Origin of the sequence: Mesorhizobium sp. CA8 (assembly GCF_020164955.1) — a bacterium.
Taxonomy (GTDB): domain Bacteria; phylum Pseudomonadota; class Alphaproteobacteria; order Rhizobiales; family Rhizobiaceae; genus Mesorhizobium.
This window is the reverse complement of the sequence record NZ_JAIUHG010000019.1, coordinates 119558-133936: the sequence shown is the minus strand read 5'-3', so window position 1 is coordinate 133936 and position 14379 is coordinate 119558. Positions and strand designations below refer to the sequence as shown.

The window sequence follows — 14379 nt, the reverse complement described above, 5'->3', positions numbered from 1 at the left end:
TTGCGACATCGTTGGCGCGAGCCACCTCGAAAGCGCAAATTTCAAGCCATGCCAAAGCTATCTTAGCGCATATGCCCTCAAGGGGGGAGATTAGCGAGCGCCAGCCCATGCGCTGCCCTCGCCATCAGGCAGTCGTCGCCGCCGGGCATACAGGCACGGCAGACATCGGGGCGGAGATCATAGATGCCACAGGCCGTATGTTTGCCCACCTCGCCGGTGAGCGCCGAACATCGCGCGTCCTCGCAGCGCATGCCGGACTGGTCGGCGGCTATCAGCTCGGCCGGGATACGATCGAGCTGCTCATCCTCCTCGGTCGAAAAGCGCGGCCATTCGGCCGAATAGGCGCAGCAGGCGCCGCAGCCCTGGCAGTCGAAGGCGGCAGTTGCCTTGGCCGCCGGATCCGGCAGCCAAGGCAAGCGGCTGTGGCCGGAGTCGTGCGGCAAGGCGCTATTTCTTCTTGCCCGTCTTGCGCGGCGGCGCTTCCGCCGATGTCTCGAACAGATCGGTCGCGACCGGTCCATCGGCTTTCGGAGCTGCGGCCGGCTGGCCCGCGGCAGACGGCTTGGTCGGCTTTTCGGCAGGCTGACCCTTGGCGGAATATCTTATGGCCATATCAGTTCTCTTCAGCGACATGCGGTGACGGCGCACGCGGATTGCGCAGGCGGCCGATCAGTGCCGAAACCGCCGTAATGTTCATTTCCTCCGGTGACCAGTTCCTGGCCTCCTCGATGTGATGCGGCGCCAGTTCGCGATGCGTGCTGCCACTATAGGCCGCATCGCAATGGGCCACGCGTTCGTGAGTCTTGCGATCCTCTCGCACATACTCGATCAGATAGTTCGGGCATTCGGCACGGCTGCGCACACCAAGCCGCACCTGGGCATCGCCATGGATGCGCCTGCAGCGCTCCAGCTTCTCCAAAACGCGCCGGACATATTCGACTGGTCTGTCCAGAACGTCGACCATATCAGCTATGGTCGAGTCGGCGGCGATCGGCCTTGGCGGGATGCGTTTGGTGGCCATCAGGCTTTGCTTGCGCGTTTCGAGGCGGGGGCAGCGAGGGCAGCCGTCTCTGCTTCCTTCTCCAGCCGCAGTTCGCGCAGGCGCGCGGTCTTGGCCTCCCTCGCCTGGCTGACGGCATCCCGTTCGGACATGATGCGGTTGAGCGACATCGACTGGGTCCGGGACTTGCTGAAAAGGGACTCGGCCTGATCGCGGGATGTTTTCGGAATTAGGGACAAAATCTTCTTCCTGGTTCGGAGCATTCACATTTGCGGATGCCGGCTGCTTAGCACATCACAATCGAGCCGTGACGAACAATCCACTCCTGGAAACGAAAAAGTCGGATATCGGCCCGACCTTCTTCGCATTCAGCGATGCCAAAAAATGGACGGCCAGCTTCCGAAAAAACGCCAACGGCGGGAACCAATCCAGCGTGCGCACATTGGAATGTGATCAGCAATCCAAGAGAGCAATCTCACGAGAGCTGACAAAGACGCCTCCCGCACCGAAAAGCGCGAGAGGCGTTTTTGCGTCGGCCTCACATGATCGTGCTCATCATAGGCAGGATTTCATAGCGAAAACCGCGGCCTGAGCGCACTGTCGGGTCGGCATCCGTAAGAGCCTTGACTTCGGCCTCGTCTCTGGCGCGGACAATCCCAAGTCCCCAGGGACCTGCCGGATCGGCGACAGGACCGAACAGGATCACCGCGCCTTCGTTGAGCTTGCCTCGCAGATAATCGGCATGCGCTGCCATCAGCGCCCGCTCCTCTTCCGTCAAGGTGAAAGCGAAATCCGGGCGCGGCGGGATCAGCCGGCAATGAAAGACCGAAAGCGGCTTGGCACCGGTCTCCTTGGCGAGGAAGTCGCCAAGCCAGTCCAGTACCCGCTCCCAGCCCGAGCCGTGATCGCGGCAGGAGTCGTGGCGCTGGCCGAAGCCTTCGTGGCGCAATGTAAGCTGCGTGCCGTTTTCGACCGCCTCCAGCGTATAGCTGACAGTTGTGATGTTGTTGCCGTCCCAGGGCGCCTTCCAGGTCATGACGAGCCGTTGCGGCGGCTCAACCTCGAGATACTCGCCATCGACGTGAAATTCCTGGCCGTCGGAGCCCTTGCCCTCGGAGCGCCAAGCGCCGCCCGGCCGGACATCAGCCACGTGCTTCGTTGTCCGATACATGTTGTCGGCGCCCCACCAGAGGGGGATCTGATCCTCGGCGGTGATGGCACGGAATACGCGCTGCGGCGGCGCTGCAATCGTCACCGTAGCAAGGATGGTGCCTGTGGAAATGTCGGCGATTGCGCGCGGTCTGTCGCTGACGGCCATCAGTCGTTCTCCAGATAGGATTTCAGGTTGCCGAGGCTCTGCTGCCAGAAATCGCGGTAAGGCAGAATCCAGTCCGCGACGTCCTTCAACTCCGCCGGTTCCAGTCGGTAGACACGTTCGCGGCCCTGCCGCCGCTCGGACACCACACTGAGTTCACGCAGGATTCTCAAATGCTTGGAAATGGCAGGCCTGCTCTGGGCGAAGGCGGACGCCAGCTCGTTGACCGGCGCCGGGCCTTTTCGCAGGCGGTCGAGGATGGCGCGCCGCGTTGGATCGGCGATGGCGCGGAAGACGGAACGGTCCTGCTCAGCTTGCGGCATAATGCGTATCCATTCGGTTACATATTATGCCGAACGACGGCTCCGGTCAATTTCTCCTGATTGACGGACGCCGCAGCGTTACTGATCGGTCGGGGCGGATCAGGATCTCGTTGACGTTGACGCGCGGCGGTTGGCTGACGGCATAGAGGATAGCGTTGGCGATATCCTCGGCGGTCAGTGCTTCCATCGTGGCGAGGCGGTGTTCGAGTCCGGCCTTGGATTGCGCGTTGGTCCGCTAAGGCTTGAAGTCCCCATCAGAGCAGTTGACGCAATTTGCGGACGGGGCTCGCGCTCAATCCTGTTCGTGCGGCCCGGGTTCGGGCCAACGCTCTCCGGCCGCTTCCGCATACCAGTGAAGCATCGCCGGCGTCGCCAACACCGCGTCGACATAGGCGCGGGTGACGGGCGCCAGTTCGCCGCCATAAGTGTCGAAGCGCGTGACCACAGGCGCATACATGGCGTCGGCCGCGGTGAAATGGCCGAACAGGAACGGGCCGCCTTCGCCATATTGCTCGCGGCACTGGCGCCAGATCGCTTCGATCCTGGCCCGCTGCGCCTCGCCCTCGGCATCGAGCGGCTTGTGCGATTTCGGCCGGCGCAGATTCATCGGCCAGCCGTAACGGACCTCGCGGAAGCCGGAGTGCATCTCCGTCGCCACCGAACGCGCCAGCGCTCGGGCGCCGAGCTCTTCCGGCCAGAGCCTTTTTTCTGGATAGAGATCGGCCAGATATTCCAGGATGGCAAGCGTTTCCCAGACGATCCTGCCCCCTCCCTTCGGCAGTTTATGATCCAGGACCGGCACCAGGCCGGTCGGCGAGACCTTGGCGAGGTTGGCGGCGGTCTCCGGCGTGCGCAGGCGCACGAAACCCTCCTCGAATGGTATCTCCAGGTGCTTCATCGCCACCCAGGGCCGCAACGACCAGGAGGAAAAGCACTTGTTGCCGACATAGAGTGTGAATTCAGAAGGCCGACTCTCCTCATGCAGGTTGCGGCCCAACCTAGCCGCTTCACCTTCGAGCCGAAAGTCACCGGCTTGCGGGCCAAAATCTCTGCGTCCGTTTGGCTGCCGGATGCGGCTCTCGCATCCAGCTCCCATGCAGACCCAGGAGATGCGCGCATAGCGAACAGGGATCAGGTCGCCGGCATCACCAAGCAATGAAGAGTTCGGTCAAGCAGTCGGCCGGCAAGGCCACCGGCAACCGGCGAACCCAGATCTGAAGCGCCGCCGACAAGCTCGCTGGCAAGGTGCAGAAGACCTGTGGCGACGTGAAGGATAAGGTCCGCAAAGTCTTCCGGTTTCGGTCGCAAGAGGCAGCCACGAGGCGGCCTTTCATGTCTGGAATTGCTTGGCCAAGGCATTGGTGAAGACGATCTCGCCGTGATCGCCGACCGCCTCGCCCAATGCCACATCCATGTTGCCGGCCGTCACCCGCGCCAGGGCGAAGCCCCCTAAATAGGCGGCCTTCGGCTTGACGATATCGAGCCCGTCGCGCTGATAGATCATCGGCACTTCGTGCTGATGACCGTGGAAGACTGCGATGACATTGTAGCCCTTGATTGCGGCCAGCAGCGCCTGACGGTCGGCCTCGCCCCACCAGTGCGGACGGCCGGCGCCCTCGTCGTCATAGGTGCGTTTCACCGGGTCCCAGCGCTCGGTCGAGAAAGCGTCCCAGCCATAATGCTGGAACAGGACGACTGGACGACCGTCGCCGGCATAGGTGGCGAGGTCCTGCTTCAGCCAGGGCAGGCTGCTCGGTACGCCGTGCCCGGTGTCCCCGGCGAAGCGGTGCATCTGGATGAGGTGCAAGCCGCCCCAGTCCCAGGAATAGCAGTCGGTGTCGACATCGTATTCGGTTGCCGGCACCGGCGGCTTGAAGAACACGCCGGGGCGATGATTGACCTCGACATAGTCGCGCAATTCGCGGCGATACCACTCGACATGCGGCGGTGAGCCGTTCTGGTCGAGATCGTGATTGCCGAGCCCGACATAGACCGGGATATGGACGCGGTCGGGCCCGATGCCTTCCTGATAGCGCTGGGAGAACTGCAGAAGCTGGGTGCCTTCGCTGGGCTCGGTGACCTGGCCGCCGCCGTCGTCGGTGATGTCGCCCCCGGTGACGAGGCCGAGCGGCCTGCCGATGCGGGTGCCGGCCGAATGGAGGCCGGTGGAGACGCCGTTGATCTCGGCCGGCCACTTCTTGTCGGCAATCGCGTTCAGGGCCGCGACGTTGCGCAGAAGTGCTGCATCGGTCTTGCCTTCCTGCAGGCAGTTCGGGCTGAGTCCGCTCGCCATTCGGCAGGCATGGATATCGGCGATGAAGAGGAAGGTGGCGTCGATCGGCTGGATGCGCTTGCCGGTCTGGCTGAAGGACGCGCGAGGCAAGGCGCAGGCGGCAGCGAGACCTCCCATCCTGGCGATGACGATGCGGCGCGAAAAGGTTGCTGGCGAAGAGCGATTCATCGTCACCCGATTAAACACCCTCGACCTGCCTCGTCCAGTTGCCCGGCATCGCGCTGGAGACTTTTCATGCCAAGGCATGAAAAGCTCTTGGGTCGACAGCGCGGCGAGGGTCTGTCATTGCTTTGGAACATGCATCCAAAGGAGGAAGACCTGAAGACCCTCACAGTCGGCATGACGTTCGCCATGCTCGCCTGCGCCGCGCAGGCTGCCGATTGCGTCGACGGCAAATCGGCCAAAGCCGGGTTCGTGCTCGAAAAGCCCGGTATCCGCAGCGAATTCCGCCCAGCGTCTGGCGGCATGGTCGCGGTCACCAACAAATACGAGTCAGACTCACCGCAGACGCAGTATCTCTATGCCGGGTTGATCGAAGTGTTCCGCGATAGCGACACCGGGCGGCTCTCGATGATCCCGCTCGGCGACTTGAAGAGGCTGTTCCCGCTGAAGGCGGGCGCCAAGGGCAAGACCGAATTCGTGCGGCTGTCTTCAAAAAAGGCGCCGAATGGCACCGAGATTCTGGCTTTGGCTGTCAAGGGCAAGGACATCTATAAGCTCGGCGACTGCAAATACAACGTGCTCGTGGTCAGCGAAACAATCACCGGCGATAGTGGCGACGTCATCGACACCTTCATCGCGCTCTATTCGCCCGACCTGCAGGCGGTGCTGGCGCGGCGGTATGATGAGGGGACGAGCGCACAGAGCGAGGTGGGGTTTGAGACGATCAAGCCGTTGAGGGAGTGAGGCGTCATTGTCGTCGACGCGATCTTTCACGCCTCCTCCGCCCCGCAGGCATATTATCCGATCTTTGGCCGTGGCAACACGCGACGCCGCCGCTTCAACCTACCCCGCGATGGCGATAGCTCGAAATTTTCGAACCCTTTCAAACACTCCCGCAACACTCCGGCGTTTTGCGATGCCTTGGCCATCGACATAGCGCCGGAATAGGCGGCCACGGTCAGCGCCGCAAAACGCTCCGGATCGATTGCGCCCTCCCCGCCGTCCAACTGGTCGGCCCGGATCTTATCAGCGATCGCCTGCCGCCAATCGGCAAAGATCCTGGCCAGCGCCAGGCGGAACTCGTCGTCGGCCAGCGACAGTTCATGCGCCAAGTTGTTGAGCGGGCAGCCGCGCACATAGCCCTGTTGCTCGAGCTCTTCGGCCACGGCCTCGAACACGGCTCGCACGCCTTCGCGAGCCGAGGGCGCCGCCAGCACCGGGTCGATCCAGGTTTCCCGGACCGCTGCCGCTACCCGTTCCTCGATCACCGCCAGCGCCAGCGCTTTCTTGGTCGGGAAATGATGGTGCAGCGCGCCGCCGGTGACGCCGGCCGCCGCCATCAGATCGCCGAGGCTCGACGCGTGATAGCCGCGCGCCTGGAAGGTGTCTTCCGCAACGTCGAGCACGCGTCGGCGCATGCCTTCCGGATCGTTGGTCCGCTTTTTGCGCATGACCATGTCGGTCTCCCCTTTTCCCCTTCGTCGGAGAAGGTACCTGAGCGAAGCGAGGGCGGATAAGGGTGCCCCGGAGATGCCAGCGTCTCGCTCCGCTGGAACACCCCTCATCCGTCTCGGCGCTGCGCGCCGATCCACCTTCTCCCACAAGCGGAAAAGGGGAAAATCACGATAGCAGATTGACAAAACAGGACAACCGGTCTGTTTATAAACAGGACGACCACCCTGTTTTGAGATTCTGGCCATGAACCCACCTTCCCGCCTTGCCTCACCCGTCGTCGAGCTTCGGCAATACACGCTGAAGTCCGGGCAGCGCGAAACGCTGATCGCACTGTTCGACGGGGAGTTCGTCGAAACGCAGGAAGCCACCGGTATGACCGTCATAGGCCAGTTCCGCGATCTCGACCGCCCCGACATGTTCGTCTGGCTGCGCGGCTTTGAGGATATGCAGACAAGGAAGGACGCGCTGAGCGCCTTCTATGGCGGGCCGGTCTGGGCCGCGCATCGCGATGCCGCCAATTCGACGATGATCGATTCCGACGACGTGCTGTTGCTGAAGCCGGCCTGGCCTGATGCGGCGTTTGATCTCTCAGGGTTGCTTCGGCCGACAGTTGCCGAGGACGAAACTGTGAGCGGTCGGAGCCGCTTGTCCGGCTTTGTTGAGATCTCGATTCATCATTTGCAGCCAGGCGCCGAGGCCGGTTTTGCCGAGCGTTTCCAGGCGGCGGCGGTTCCTCAGCTTGCGGCAAACAGTGCCCGGCTGCTCGGCGCCTTCATCAGCGAGCATGCCGAAAACACGTTTCCGCGTTTGCCTGTGCGTGCCGCCGACAACGTCTTCATCGCAGCCGTCGGTTTCGACGATGGCGACGTCCATGCGGGCTATCGGGCCGCCCTCGCCGCTTCACCGGCATGGCAAGCGGTTCGTGAAACCATGCAAGCTGTTTCGACGAAACCGGCAGAGACGTTGCGCTTGACGCCGACGACCCGGTCGCTGTTGAGATAGTCAGCCGCTCGGCAACATGCCCGCTATGGCCTTGGCGACAAAGGCAGGGTCTTCCCAATGCGGGTTGTGGCCGCAGTCCTGCGCCCACACCAGATGGGATCCGGAAAGCGCCTGGGCCATCGACTGCTGGTGCCCTTCGCCGAAAAGCGGATCGAGCCCGCCGGCGATGATCAGCGTCGGCGCTTGCACGGCCCGTGCCGCGGCGGTCAGATCGGTGCGGCGGATTTCTTCGAGGATGGCGTGCCAGCGCGCTGCGGGAATCGCGGACGCGTCTTGCGCGAGGCCGGCGAGAAAAGCCCGCGGCACGCCCGGTCCGCAGGCATGCCACCACTCATAGAACGGATTCGATGGCGAGATCGGATCGCGCAAGGCGGCGACGCCGTCGACCAGCGGGTGACCCGGTTCGAAATCGGGCTTCAGCGTGCCGGCCAGGATCACCAACCCGCCGATCCTTTCCGGATGCCGCGCGGCGAGTGCAATGGACACCATGCCGCCCAGCGAATGCCCGACGACGATCGGCCGGCTCAGCTGCAGGCGCTGCATCAGCCCGGCAATGTCGCCGGCGAAATCGGCGACGCCGCAGCCCTCGCTCGCCTGCGAGGCGCCGTGGCCACGCAAGTCCGGCACGATCAGCCGGCGGCCCGAGAGATGCGGTGCCAGAAGCGAAAAGCTGCGGCTGGTGTCGGTGAAGCCGTGAATCAGGAGCAGCGGCGGCTCCGCACCGGCGATCTCGACATAGGCTAGGTCGAGGCCGCCGACATCGATGATCCGCTTGCGCCTGGCCCAGGCGGCCTGTCCGGCCTCCTGGTCACGAAGGTCCAATTGCGCCAGCCTCACAGTCCGAGCTTTTCCTTGACCGCGGCTAGGCCGGGTTTGCCGTCGAAAGTGGTGACGCCGGCGAGCCACGCGTCGAGGCGATCCTTGTGCAAGGTGATCGACTTCAGCGCCCCATCCTCCGGCTTCATCCCGTCGTTGATGAGGTAACCCATGCCGACATTTTCCATGTCGATGTCAAAGGCGAGATTCTTCAGGAACTGCGCCACGTTCGGGCACTCCAGCAGATATCCCTTGCGCACCTGGGTGGTCACGGTGGCGGCGCCGAAATTCGGGCCGAAGAACTTGTCGCCGCCGGTCAGGTACTTGAAGTCGTACATCGTGTTCATCGGATGCGGCGCCCAGCCCTGGAACACGATGAACTGCTTCTCCTTGATCTCGTAGCCGACTTCCGAGAGCATGCCGGCTTCGCTCGACTCTACCACCTGCCAGCCGCCGAGCCCGTATTGCGGGTCAGCTATGGCGTCCATCATGAGCTGGTTCGAGCCGGGCTCGATGCCGTACATCTTCTTGCCGAACTTGTCGGCGAATTTGTGCAGGTCGGACAGGTCCTTGACGCCGGCATCCCAGACATAGGTCGGCACGGCGAAGGTGTATTTGGCGCCAACCAGATTGACGCGCACATTCTCGATCGAGCCGTCTTTTTTGTAGGGCTCGTAATAGGTGACCATGGCTGGGTCCCAGTAGCCCAGGAACAGGTCGAGGTCTTTGTTCTTCATCCCCTCGTAGATGACGTTGATGCCGAGCACCTCGCTCTGCGGCTCGTAGCCGAGCGCCTGGAGCAGTACCTTGGCCACGCCGGTGGTGAAGGCGAGATCGTTCCAGCCGGGCTCGGCCATGCGGACAGTCTTGCAGCCGTCAGCCTCGGCGGCCCGGGCCGCCGGGGAAGCCATAATCAACGCCGCGACACAGACGCCATTCGCAAGCATGCGCAACATCGTTCCGGTTCTCCTCATTGTCTCTTGACCTTTCGGTCTATTTATTGTCCCATTGGTCAATGATTGATCTGGACGGACGAAAATGTCAACGTTGATTCGTCATGCAAGGATCGATCCGGTGAAACTCACGCGCCTCAGCGACATTCGCCGCAGGGAGTTGCGGCAGGCGGCCTTCACTGTTCTGGAGCGCGAAGGCATCGCCGGCGCGACGCTGGAAAAGGTGGCGGCCCAGGCCGGCGCCTCGAAGGGCATCGTGCTGCATTATTTCCGCAACAAGCAGGAGCTGTTCGAGCACGCTATGCGCGAGGCCAATGCCGTGCTCTGTCACGCCGTCGTCGCCCGGCTTCAGCGGGCGCGGACGCCAATGGAGCGGGTGGACGCCGTGATCGAGGGCAATTTCGAGGAGCACCTGTTCCTGCCGCCGCTCTGCCACGCCTGGCTGTCGCTCTGCGCCGAGGTGCCGCGCGACGAGAAGCTGGCGCGCATCCAGAAGGTCATCCACGCCCGCATGCGCTCGAACCTCTTGTCCGGCCTGCGCGGCCTCGCTTCGGCGGAAGTGGCCGACGAGATCGTGCTCGGCGTCACCGCCTTGATCGACGGACTGTGGCTCAGGCTTGGCCTGCAGCCAGGCAGCGTCACGCGCGAGCAGGCCGTGCGCCAGGTCAAGGATTTCGTCGCGGGGCGGCTGGCGCTGCGCCAGCCCGTGCCGGTCGGGCTAGCCTCGGCCGGATAAAGTTTATACCCGGCGATAGCTCCCGCGCTTGACGGCCCGCGTTGCCGGCGATGCATTTTCGCTTCAACGGCGGCTATATCGCCGGATGAGCACTCGCGGTACCGTCCCAGTCCTTGAACCCGAGCTTTCCCACCTCATCGAGTATCTGCTCGCGGATCCAGCGATGCGGTGGCTCATCGTCGCGGCGCGCGTGCCATACATTCTGACGGCCGGCGACGGGATCGAGATCGGTGCTCGATAGATACCAATCGGCAAGGATTTTGCAGCTTGAACCGCGAACTGCGTTGGAACGGCCGCCAGATAGGGCCCGCTCGCCGCCGCCAGCGCAACGGCCTGGAAATGCGGCAAGGCAAGCGTGACGCGGCGCGCCCGGCCCATTCTGCCCAACGCATCGTCGGTGAAACCCGACATCGAGCCATCGATGGAGCGCAGCGCGTGCGGCAGGGCACAAAAGAGGTCTATCGGCACCTCTTCGCCCTCGGCGATGCCCGCCCGGCCGAGAGCGGCATTGTCTTTCGCCGCGATGACGGCGAAGGGCGAGCCGAACAGCGCCACGCTCGATACCCACTCCGCGACCTCCAGCGGGCGCTCCAGGCGAGGTCGATCCGATCCTCCTGCAGCAGCTTCGAGACGTCACCTATAGCACTGTCGAGGAAGCGGAACGAGACACCAGGTGCCACCGCCGCGATGCGAGCGGCAAAGGGCGGCATCAGGAGCATGGAGAAGAAATCGGCGCCCATGAAGGTGAAGGTTCGTTCCAACCTTGCCGGATCGAAATCGGTCGCGGGCTGAAAGGCGCGCTCGATCTCGCGCAGCGCTGCGCGCACCGGCTCCGCCAGGCTTTCGGCGCGCGGTGTCGGCACCATGTCGTTGCCGCGCCGCACGAAGAGCTGGTCGTTCAACGCATGGCGCAGTCGGTTGAGCGCCGCACTCACTGCAGGCTGGCTGAGGCCGATCTGCTCGCCCGCGCGTGTCACGCTTTTCTCGCGCAGGAGCGCGTCTAGCACTCTCACCAAATTGAGGTCGAGCGCGTTCAAATTCATCGCGTCAATCCGCCCCATACGATCATTCGATTTCCATCACCGGCTCGTCCTTGCTTAGGGTCACCGTCGAAAAGGAGAGCAATGATGACAATGATCAACGCGACGATCGCAGGCAAGGAACTCCTCTGGTTCAACAACACGCTCGTCACCATCCGGGTTTCGTCGGCCGATGGCGAGGACGGCATCTGTGTCATCGAACACCGCCAGCCCTACGGCGATTCCGTACCGCTGCACGTGCATCACAATGAGGACGAGGTGTTTCATATCCTCGAAGGCCGGATACGTTTCGTCCTTGACGGCCGCGAGCGGATTGCCGACGCTGGCGAAACGGTGCTCGCGCCAAAAGGCCTGCCGCACACTTACCGGGTGGAGTCTCCGGAAGGCGCGCGCACGCTCACAGTGACGCGCGGTTCGGACTTCGAGACGATGGTGCGAAAGGCTAGCCGCCCGGCCGAACGGCCGGACCTGCCGCCGGCGGCGGTGCCGACGCCAGAGATGATTGAGGCGCTGACGAGACTGTGCGCCGAGAACGGCATCGACATTGTCGGGCCGCCGATGGGGTGAGCTTCCCTTCAACCGATTTGCATCTTTCCCGCCCTCAATCTCCGCTTGATGCCGTTTGTCCAACGCGATACGCCGTTGCCCAAATCGACAGACCGGAGAGTTCCCCGTGAGCGCTGAAAAGACCAGAACCGAAACCGATATGTTCGGCCCCATAGAGGTGGCGGCCGACCGCTATTGGGGCGCGCAGGCGCAGCGTTCGCTCGGCAATTTCAAAATCGGCTGGGAGAAGCAGCCGGCCTCGATCGTGCGCGCGCTCGGCATCGTCAAGCGCGCCGCGGCCGAAGTGAACATGGAGATGAAGCGGCTCGATCCGGCCATCGGCAAGGCGATCGTCGATGCGGCCCAGGAAGTGATCGACGGCAAGCTTAACGATCATTTCCCGCTGGTGGTTTGGCAGACGGGCTCGGGCACGCAGTCCAACATGAATGCCAACGAGGTGATCTCCAACCGGGCGATCGAGATGCTCGGCGGGGTGATGGGCTCGAAGAAGCCGGTGCACCCGAACGACCACGTCAATATGAGCCAGTCGTCCAACGACACCTATCCGACGGCCATGCATATCGCCTGCGCCGAGCGGGTCGCGCATCACCTGATCCCTGCCCTGCACCACCTGCACAGGGCGCTCGACGCCAAGGCCCGCGCCTTCAACCACATCATCAAGATCGGCCGAACGCACACGCAGGACGCCACGCCGCTGACGCTCGGCCAGGAATTTTCTGGCTATGCCGCGCAGGTCGCCTCGTCGATCAAGCGCATCGAGCTGACGCTGCCCGGCCTGCAGGAGTTGGCCCAAGGGGGCACCGCCGTCGGCACGGGGCTTAACGCGCCGGTCGGCTTCGCCGAAAAGGTGGCGGACCGCATCGCCGCAATCACCGGCATCGCCTTCGTCACCGCGCCGAACAAATTCGAGGCGCTGGCGGCGCATGATTCTATGGTGTTCTCGCATGGGGCGATCAACGCGGCGGCCGCCGCGCTGTTCAAGATCGCCAACGACATCCGCCTGCTCGGCTCCGGCCCGCGCTCGGGCCTCGGCGAGCTCTCGCTGCCGGAAAACGAGCCGGGCTCCTCGATCATGCCGGGGAAGGTCAACCCGACCCAGTGCGAGGCGCTTACGCAGGTCTGCGTGCAGGTGTTCGGCAACAATGCAGCACTCGCCTTCGCCGGCAGCCAGGGCCATTTCGAGCTCAACGTCTACAACCCGCTGATGGCCTATAATTTCCTGCAATCGGTGCAGCTGCTTGCCGACGCTTCGGTTTCTTTCACAGACAATTGCGTGGTCGGCATCGAGGCGCGCGAGGACAACATCAAGGCCGCGCTGGAGCGTTCGCTGATGCTGGTGACGGCGCTGGCCCCCACCATCGGCTACGACAACGCCGCCAAAATCGCCAAGACCGCGCACAAGAACGGCACGACCTTGCGCGAGGAAGCCTTGGCCACCGGGCTGGTCAGCGAAGCCGATTACGACCGGCTGGTGCGGCCCGAGGACATGACGCATCCGGGCTGACGATTGCATCTGTTCTTAGGAAGAAGCGGACGAGCCATTTTGCAGTGGGAGAATTTGCTCCCACTGCCGATTCTCGCGACATGAATTTCGCGTCCGCCGCGTAATCTAAGAATGAAGATTCTGTGAACAATGTGTCGCCACATAGGCGGCTTCTGGTGAACAGTCTCTATCGTCTATCTGACGGATCATTCAACCCGTTCGGAGAACCGCCATGTCCATCAACTCTTCCGTCGCCGGCAACGGCGCAACATCCAGCAGCTCCACGACGATCCTGTTGGGTCGCGTCCTGCTTGCCGTCATCTTCCTGCTTTCCGGCTTCGGCAAGCTCACAGCGATTTCCGGCACCGCCGGCTATTTCGGCGCTCTCGGCCTGCCCGTGCCGACCGTAACGGCCGTCGTTGTTGGGCTGATCGAGCTGCTTGGCGGCCTTGCCATTCTCGTCGGCTTCCAGACCCGGATCGCTGCCTGGGTGCTCGCCATCTTCACGATCGCCACCGGGCTGGTCGCCCACACCGGCTGGGCCGACCAGATGCAGATGATCCAGTTCCTCAAGAACCTCGCCATCACCGGCGGCTTCATCCTGCTCGCCTCCTCCGGCGCCGGCGCCTACTCGATCGACGCCAAGCGCGGCTGATCTTTTTCCTCCCATACTGAAGCATTCCTCCCAAACTGAAACGAACGCGGTGCGGAATTTTCCGCACCGCTTTTTCGTTTCCCGGTTGTAGGCGTAGACTGCGCCGGCAGCCGGCCTGATGCTGGCAAGGGAGATGACCAATGCCCCGCAACGCATTGCTTCTCGTCTCGCGGCTCCTGCTCGCCGCGTTGTTCGTGCCCTCCGGTTTCCAGGCGCTCGCCAACATCGCCGGCACGACCAGCTATTTCGCCGGCCTCGGCCTGCCGCTTCCGACTCTTGCAGCCTGGGCCACTGGCCTGTTCGAGCTGATCGCCGGATTGCTGATCCTGGTCGGTTTCCAGACGCGGATCGTGGCGCTTTTGCTTGCCGCCTTCTGCGTGGTCGCCGGCTTCATCGGCCATCATGGCCAGGGCGGTGACGATGCAACCCTTGCCTTCCTGCACCAGCAGATGCTGATGAAGGACATCGCCATTGCCGGCGGCTTTCTGGCGCTCGCGATGGCCGGCGCCGGCGCATGGTCGGCGGACGGGCGCGGTTTCGGCCTCGGCGCCGAAGTGACCTGAGCCGGCCCTATTTCAC

The 14379-nt window shown here is 63.3% G+C and carries 20 protein-coding genes and 1 pseudogene; 8 read left to right on the top strand and 13 right to left on the bottom strand.

Annotated elements, in window-relative coordinates; genetic code table 11:
• Positions 1–77: 77 nt before the first annotated feature.
• From LB553_RS20690 to LB553_RS20655, 8 genes are all read right to left on the bottom strand, one after another.
• Complete coding sequence (locus tag LB553_RS20690) at positions 78–407, bottom strand: YkgJ family cysteine cluster protein (RefSeq protein ID WP_224516166.1); 330 nt, start codon at positions 405–407, stop codon at positions 78–80.
• A 40-nt stretch (positions 408–447) separates the two neighbouring features.
• Positions 448–612 (bottom strand): hypothetical protein, encoded by a 165-nt coding sequence (locus tag LB553_RS20685; RefSeq protein WP_224516159.1) that lies wholly within the window; start codon positions 610–612, stop codon positions 448–450.
• A 1-nt stretch (position 613) separates the two neighbouring features.
• Positions 614–1021: a hypothetical protein gene (locus LB553_RS20680; RefSeq protein WP_140751922.1), complete on the bottom strand. Its 408-nt coding sequence runs from the start codon at positions 1019–1021 to the stop codon at positions 614–616.
• Positions 1021–1263 carry a hypothetical protein gene (locus tag LB553_RS20675; RefSeq protein WP_224516158.1) on the bottom strand — a complete coding sequence of 81 codons (243 nt, stop codon included), beginning with the start codon at positions 1261–1263 and terminating at the stop codon, positions 1021–1023. The genes LB553_RS20680 and LB553_RS20675 overlap by 1 nt, the downstream gene beginning before the upstream one ends.
• 275 nt (positions 1264–1538) lie before the next feature.
• Positions 1539–2318 carry an SRPBCC domain-containing protein gene (locus LB553_RS20670; RefSeq protein WP_224516157.1) on the bottom strand — a complete coding sequence of 260 codons (780 nt, stop codon included), beginning with the start codon at positions 2316–2318 and terminating at the stop codon, positions 1539–1541.
• Positions 2318–2638, bottom strand: a complete 321-nt coding sequence (locus tag LB553_RS20665) for an ArsR/SmtB family transcription factor (RefSeq protein WP_224516156.1) — start codon at positions 2636–2638, stop codon at positions 2318–2320. The genes LB553_RS20670 and LB553_RS20665 overlap by 1 nt, the downstream gene beginning before the upstream one ends.
• Positions 2639–2684: 46 nt before the next feature.
• Positions 2685–2825 carry a hypothetical protein gene (locus tag LB553_RS20660; protein ID WP_224516169.1) on the bottom strand — a complete coding sequence of 47 codons (141 nt, stop codon included), beginning with the start codon at positions 2823–2825 and terminating at the stop codon, positions 2685–2687.
• Between the two features lie 105 nt (positions 2826–2930).
• Positions 2931–3635 carry a glutathione S-transferase family protein gene (locus tag LB553_RS20655; RefSeq protein WP_224516155.1) on the bottom strand — a complete coding sequence of 235 codons (705 nt, stop codon included), beginning with the start codon at positions 3633–3635 and terminating at the stop codon, positions 2931–2933.
• A 120-nt stretch (positions 3636–3755) separates the two neighbouring features.
• On the opposite strand from LB553_RS20655, the pseudogene LB553_RS30715 reads away from it, so the two are divergent.
• Positions 3756–3931 (top strand): annotated as a pseudogene (locus LB553_RS30715) (CsbD family protein); the annotation flags it as partial.
• A 37-nt stretch (positions 3932–3968) separates the two neighbouring features.
• Here the strand turns inward: LB553_RS30715 and LB553_RS20650 are convergent.
• Entirely contained in the window at positions 3969–5099 is a 1131-nt protein-coding gene (locus LB553_RS20650; RefSeq protein WP_224516154.1) for a metallophosphoesterase, read from the bottom strand.
• A gap of 66 nt (positions 5100–5165) precedes the next feature.
• On the opposite strand from LB553_RS20650, the gene LB553_RS20645 reads away from it, so the two are divergent.
• A complete protein-coding gene (locus tag LB553_RS20645; protein ID WP_224516153.1) occupies positions 5166–5837 on the top strand; it encodes a hypothetical protein in 672 nt (223 codons plus the stop codon).
• Positions 5838–5890: 53 nt separating this feature from the next.
• Here LB553_RS20645 and LB553_RS20640 read toward each other — a convergent pair whose 3' ends face one another.
• Complete coding sequence (locus LB553_RS20640) at positions 5891–6511, bottom strand: TetR/AcrR family transcriptional regulator (RefSeq protein WP_224516165.1); 621 nt, start codon at positions 6509–6511, stop codon at positions 5891–5893.
• Between the two features lie 280 nt (positions 6512–6791).
• Between LB553_RS20640 and LB553_RS20635 the strand changes: the two genes are divergently transcribed.
• A complete protein-coding gene (locus tag LB553_RS20635; RefSeq protein WP_224516152.1) occupies positions 6792–7550 on the top strand; it encodes an NIPSNAP family protein in 759 nt (252 codons plus the stop codon).
• On the opposite strand, the gene LB553_RS20630 is transcribed toward LB553_RS20635, so the two are convergent.
• The gene (locus LB553_RS20630) at positions 7551–8372 is read right to left on the bottom strand and encodes an alpha/beta fold hydrolase (RefSeq protein ID WP_224516151.1); all 822 of its coding nucleotides are present in this window, start codon (positions 8370–8372) and stop codon (positions 7551–7553) included. It abuts the gene before it with no gap.
• A gap of 11 nt (positions 8373–8383) precedes the next feature.
• Entirely contained in the window at positions 8384–9322 is a 939-nt protein-coding gene (gene choX, locus LB553_RS20625; RefSeq protein ID WP_224516150.1) for a choline ABC transporter substrate-binding protein, read from the bottom strand.
• Positions 9323–9404: 82 nt separating this feature from the next.
• Between choX and betI the strand changes: the two genes are divergently transcribed.
• On the top strand, positions 9405–10055 hold the full coding sequence (gene betI / locus LB553_RS20620) for a choline-responsive transcriptional repressor BetI (protein WP_224516149.1): 651 nt from the start codon (positions 9405–9407) through the stop codon (positions 10053–10055).
• Between the two features lie 458 nt (positions 10056–10513).
• On the opposite strand, the gene LB553_RS20615 is transcribed toward betI, so the two are convergent.
• Positions 10514–11098, bottom strand: coding sequence for a LysR family transcriptional regulator (locus LB553_RS20615; protein WP_224516148.1), 585 nt, complete (start codon positions 11096–11098; stop codon positions 10514–10516).
• Between the two features lie 84 nt (positions 11099–11182).
• Here LB553_RS20615 and LB553_RS20610 point away from each other — a divergent pair, with 84 nt between their 5' ends.
• From LB553_RS20610 to LB553_RS20595, 4 genes are all read left to right on the top strand, one after another.
• A complete protein-coding gene (locus LB553_RS20610; protein WP_224516147.1) occupies positions 11183–11662 on the top strand; it encodes a cupin domain-containing protein in 480 nt (159 codons plus the stop codon).
• 106 nt (positions 11663–11768) lie between these two features.
• Positions 11769–13166, top strand: coding sequence for a class II fumarate hydratase (fumC, locus tag LB553_RS20605; protein ID WP_224516146.1), 1398 nt, complete (start codon positions 11769–11771; stop codon positions 13164–13166).
• Positions 13167–13377: 211 nt separating this feature from the next.
• On the top strand, positions 13378–13800 hold the full coding sequence (locus LB553_RS20600) for a DoxX family protein (RefSeq protein ID WP_224516145.1): 423 nt from the start codon (positions 13378–13380) through the stop codon (positions 13798–13800).
• 140 nt (positions 13801–13940) lie between these two features.
• Positions 13941–14363 (top strand): DoxX family protein, encoded by a 423-nt coding sequence (locus tag LB553_RS20595; protein WP_224516144.1) that lies wholly within the window; start codon positions 13941–13943, stop codon positions 14361–14363.
• The last annotated feature ends 16 nt before the right edge of the window (positions 14364–14379 follow it).

Bases quoted from the DNA above. Each gene is read 5' to 3' on its own strand.
- LB553_RS20660 (WP_224516169.1), bottom strand. From the start codon at position 2,825: ATGGAAGCACTGACCGCCGAGGATATCGCCAACGCTATCCTCTATGCC.
- LB553_RS20640 (WP_224516165.1), bottom strand. From the start codon at position 6,511: ATGCGCCGACGCGTGCTCGACGTTGCGGAAGACACCTTCCAGGCGCGC.
- LB553_RS20650 (WP_224516154.1), bottom strand. From the start codon at position 5,099: ATGAATCGCTCTTCGCCAGCAACCTTTTCGCGCCGCATCGTCATCGCC.
- LB553_RS20675 (WP_224516158.1), bottom strand. From the start codon at position 1,263: ATGCTCCGAACCAGGAAGAAGATTTTGTCCCTAATTCCGAAAACATCC.
- betI (WP_224516149.1), top strand. From the start codon at position 9,405: ATGTCAACGTTGATTCGTCATGCAAGGATCGATCCGGTGAAACTCACG.
- choX (WP_224516150.1), bottom strand. From the start codon at position 9,322: ATGTTGCGCATGCTTGCGAATGGCGTCTGTGTCGCGGCGTTGATTATG.
- LB553_RS20610 (WP_224516147.1), top strand. From the start codon at position 11,183: ATGACAATGATCAACGCGACGATCGCAGGCAAGGAACTCCTCTGGTTC.
- LB553_RS20665 (WP_224516156.1), bottom strand. From the start codon at position 2,638: ATGCCGCAAGCTGAGCAGGACCGTTCCGTCTTCCGCGCCATCGCCGAT.
- LB553_RS20680 (WP_140751922.1), bottom strand. From the start codon at position 1,021: ATGGCCACCAAACGCATCCCGCCAAGGCCGATCGCCGCCGACTCGACC.
- LB553_RS20645 (WP_224516153.1), top strand. From the start codon at position 5,166: ATGCCAAGGCATGAAAAGCTCTTGGGTCGACAGCGCGGCGAGGGTCTG.
- LB553_RS20670 (WP_224516157.1), bottom strand. From the start codon at position 2,318: ATGGCCGTCAGCGACAGACCGCGCGCAATCGCCGACATTTCCACAGGC.
- LB553_RS20635 (WP_224516152.1), top strand. From the start codon at position 6,792: ATGAACCCACCTTCCCGCCTTGCCTCACCCGTCGTCGAGCTTCGGCAA.
- LB553_RS20595 (WP_224516144.1), top strand. From the start codon at position 13,941: ATGCCCCGCAACGCATTGCTTCTCGTCTCGCGGCTCCTGCTCGCCGCG.
- LB553_RS20685 (WP_224516159.1), bottom strand. From the start codon at position 612: ATGGCCATAAGATATTCCGCCAAGGGTCAGCCTGCCGAAAAGCCGACC.
- LB553_RS20600 (WP_224516145.1), top strand. From the start codon at position 13,378: ATGTCCATCAACTCTTCCGTCGCCGGCAACGGCGCAACATCCAGCAGC.
- LB553_RS20615 (WP_224516148.1), bottom strand. From the start codon at position 11,098: ATGAATTTGAACGCGCTCGACCTCAATTTGGTGAGAGTGCTAGACGCG.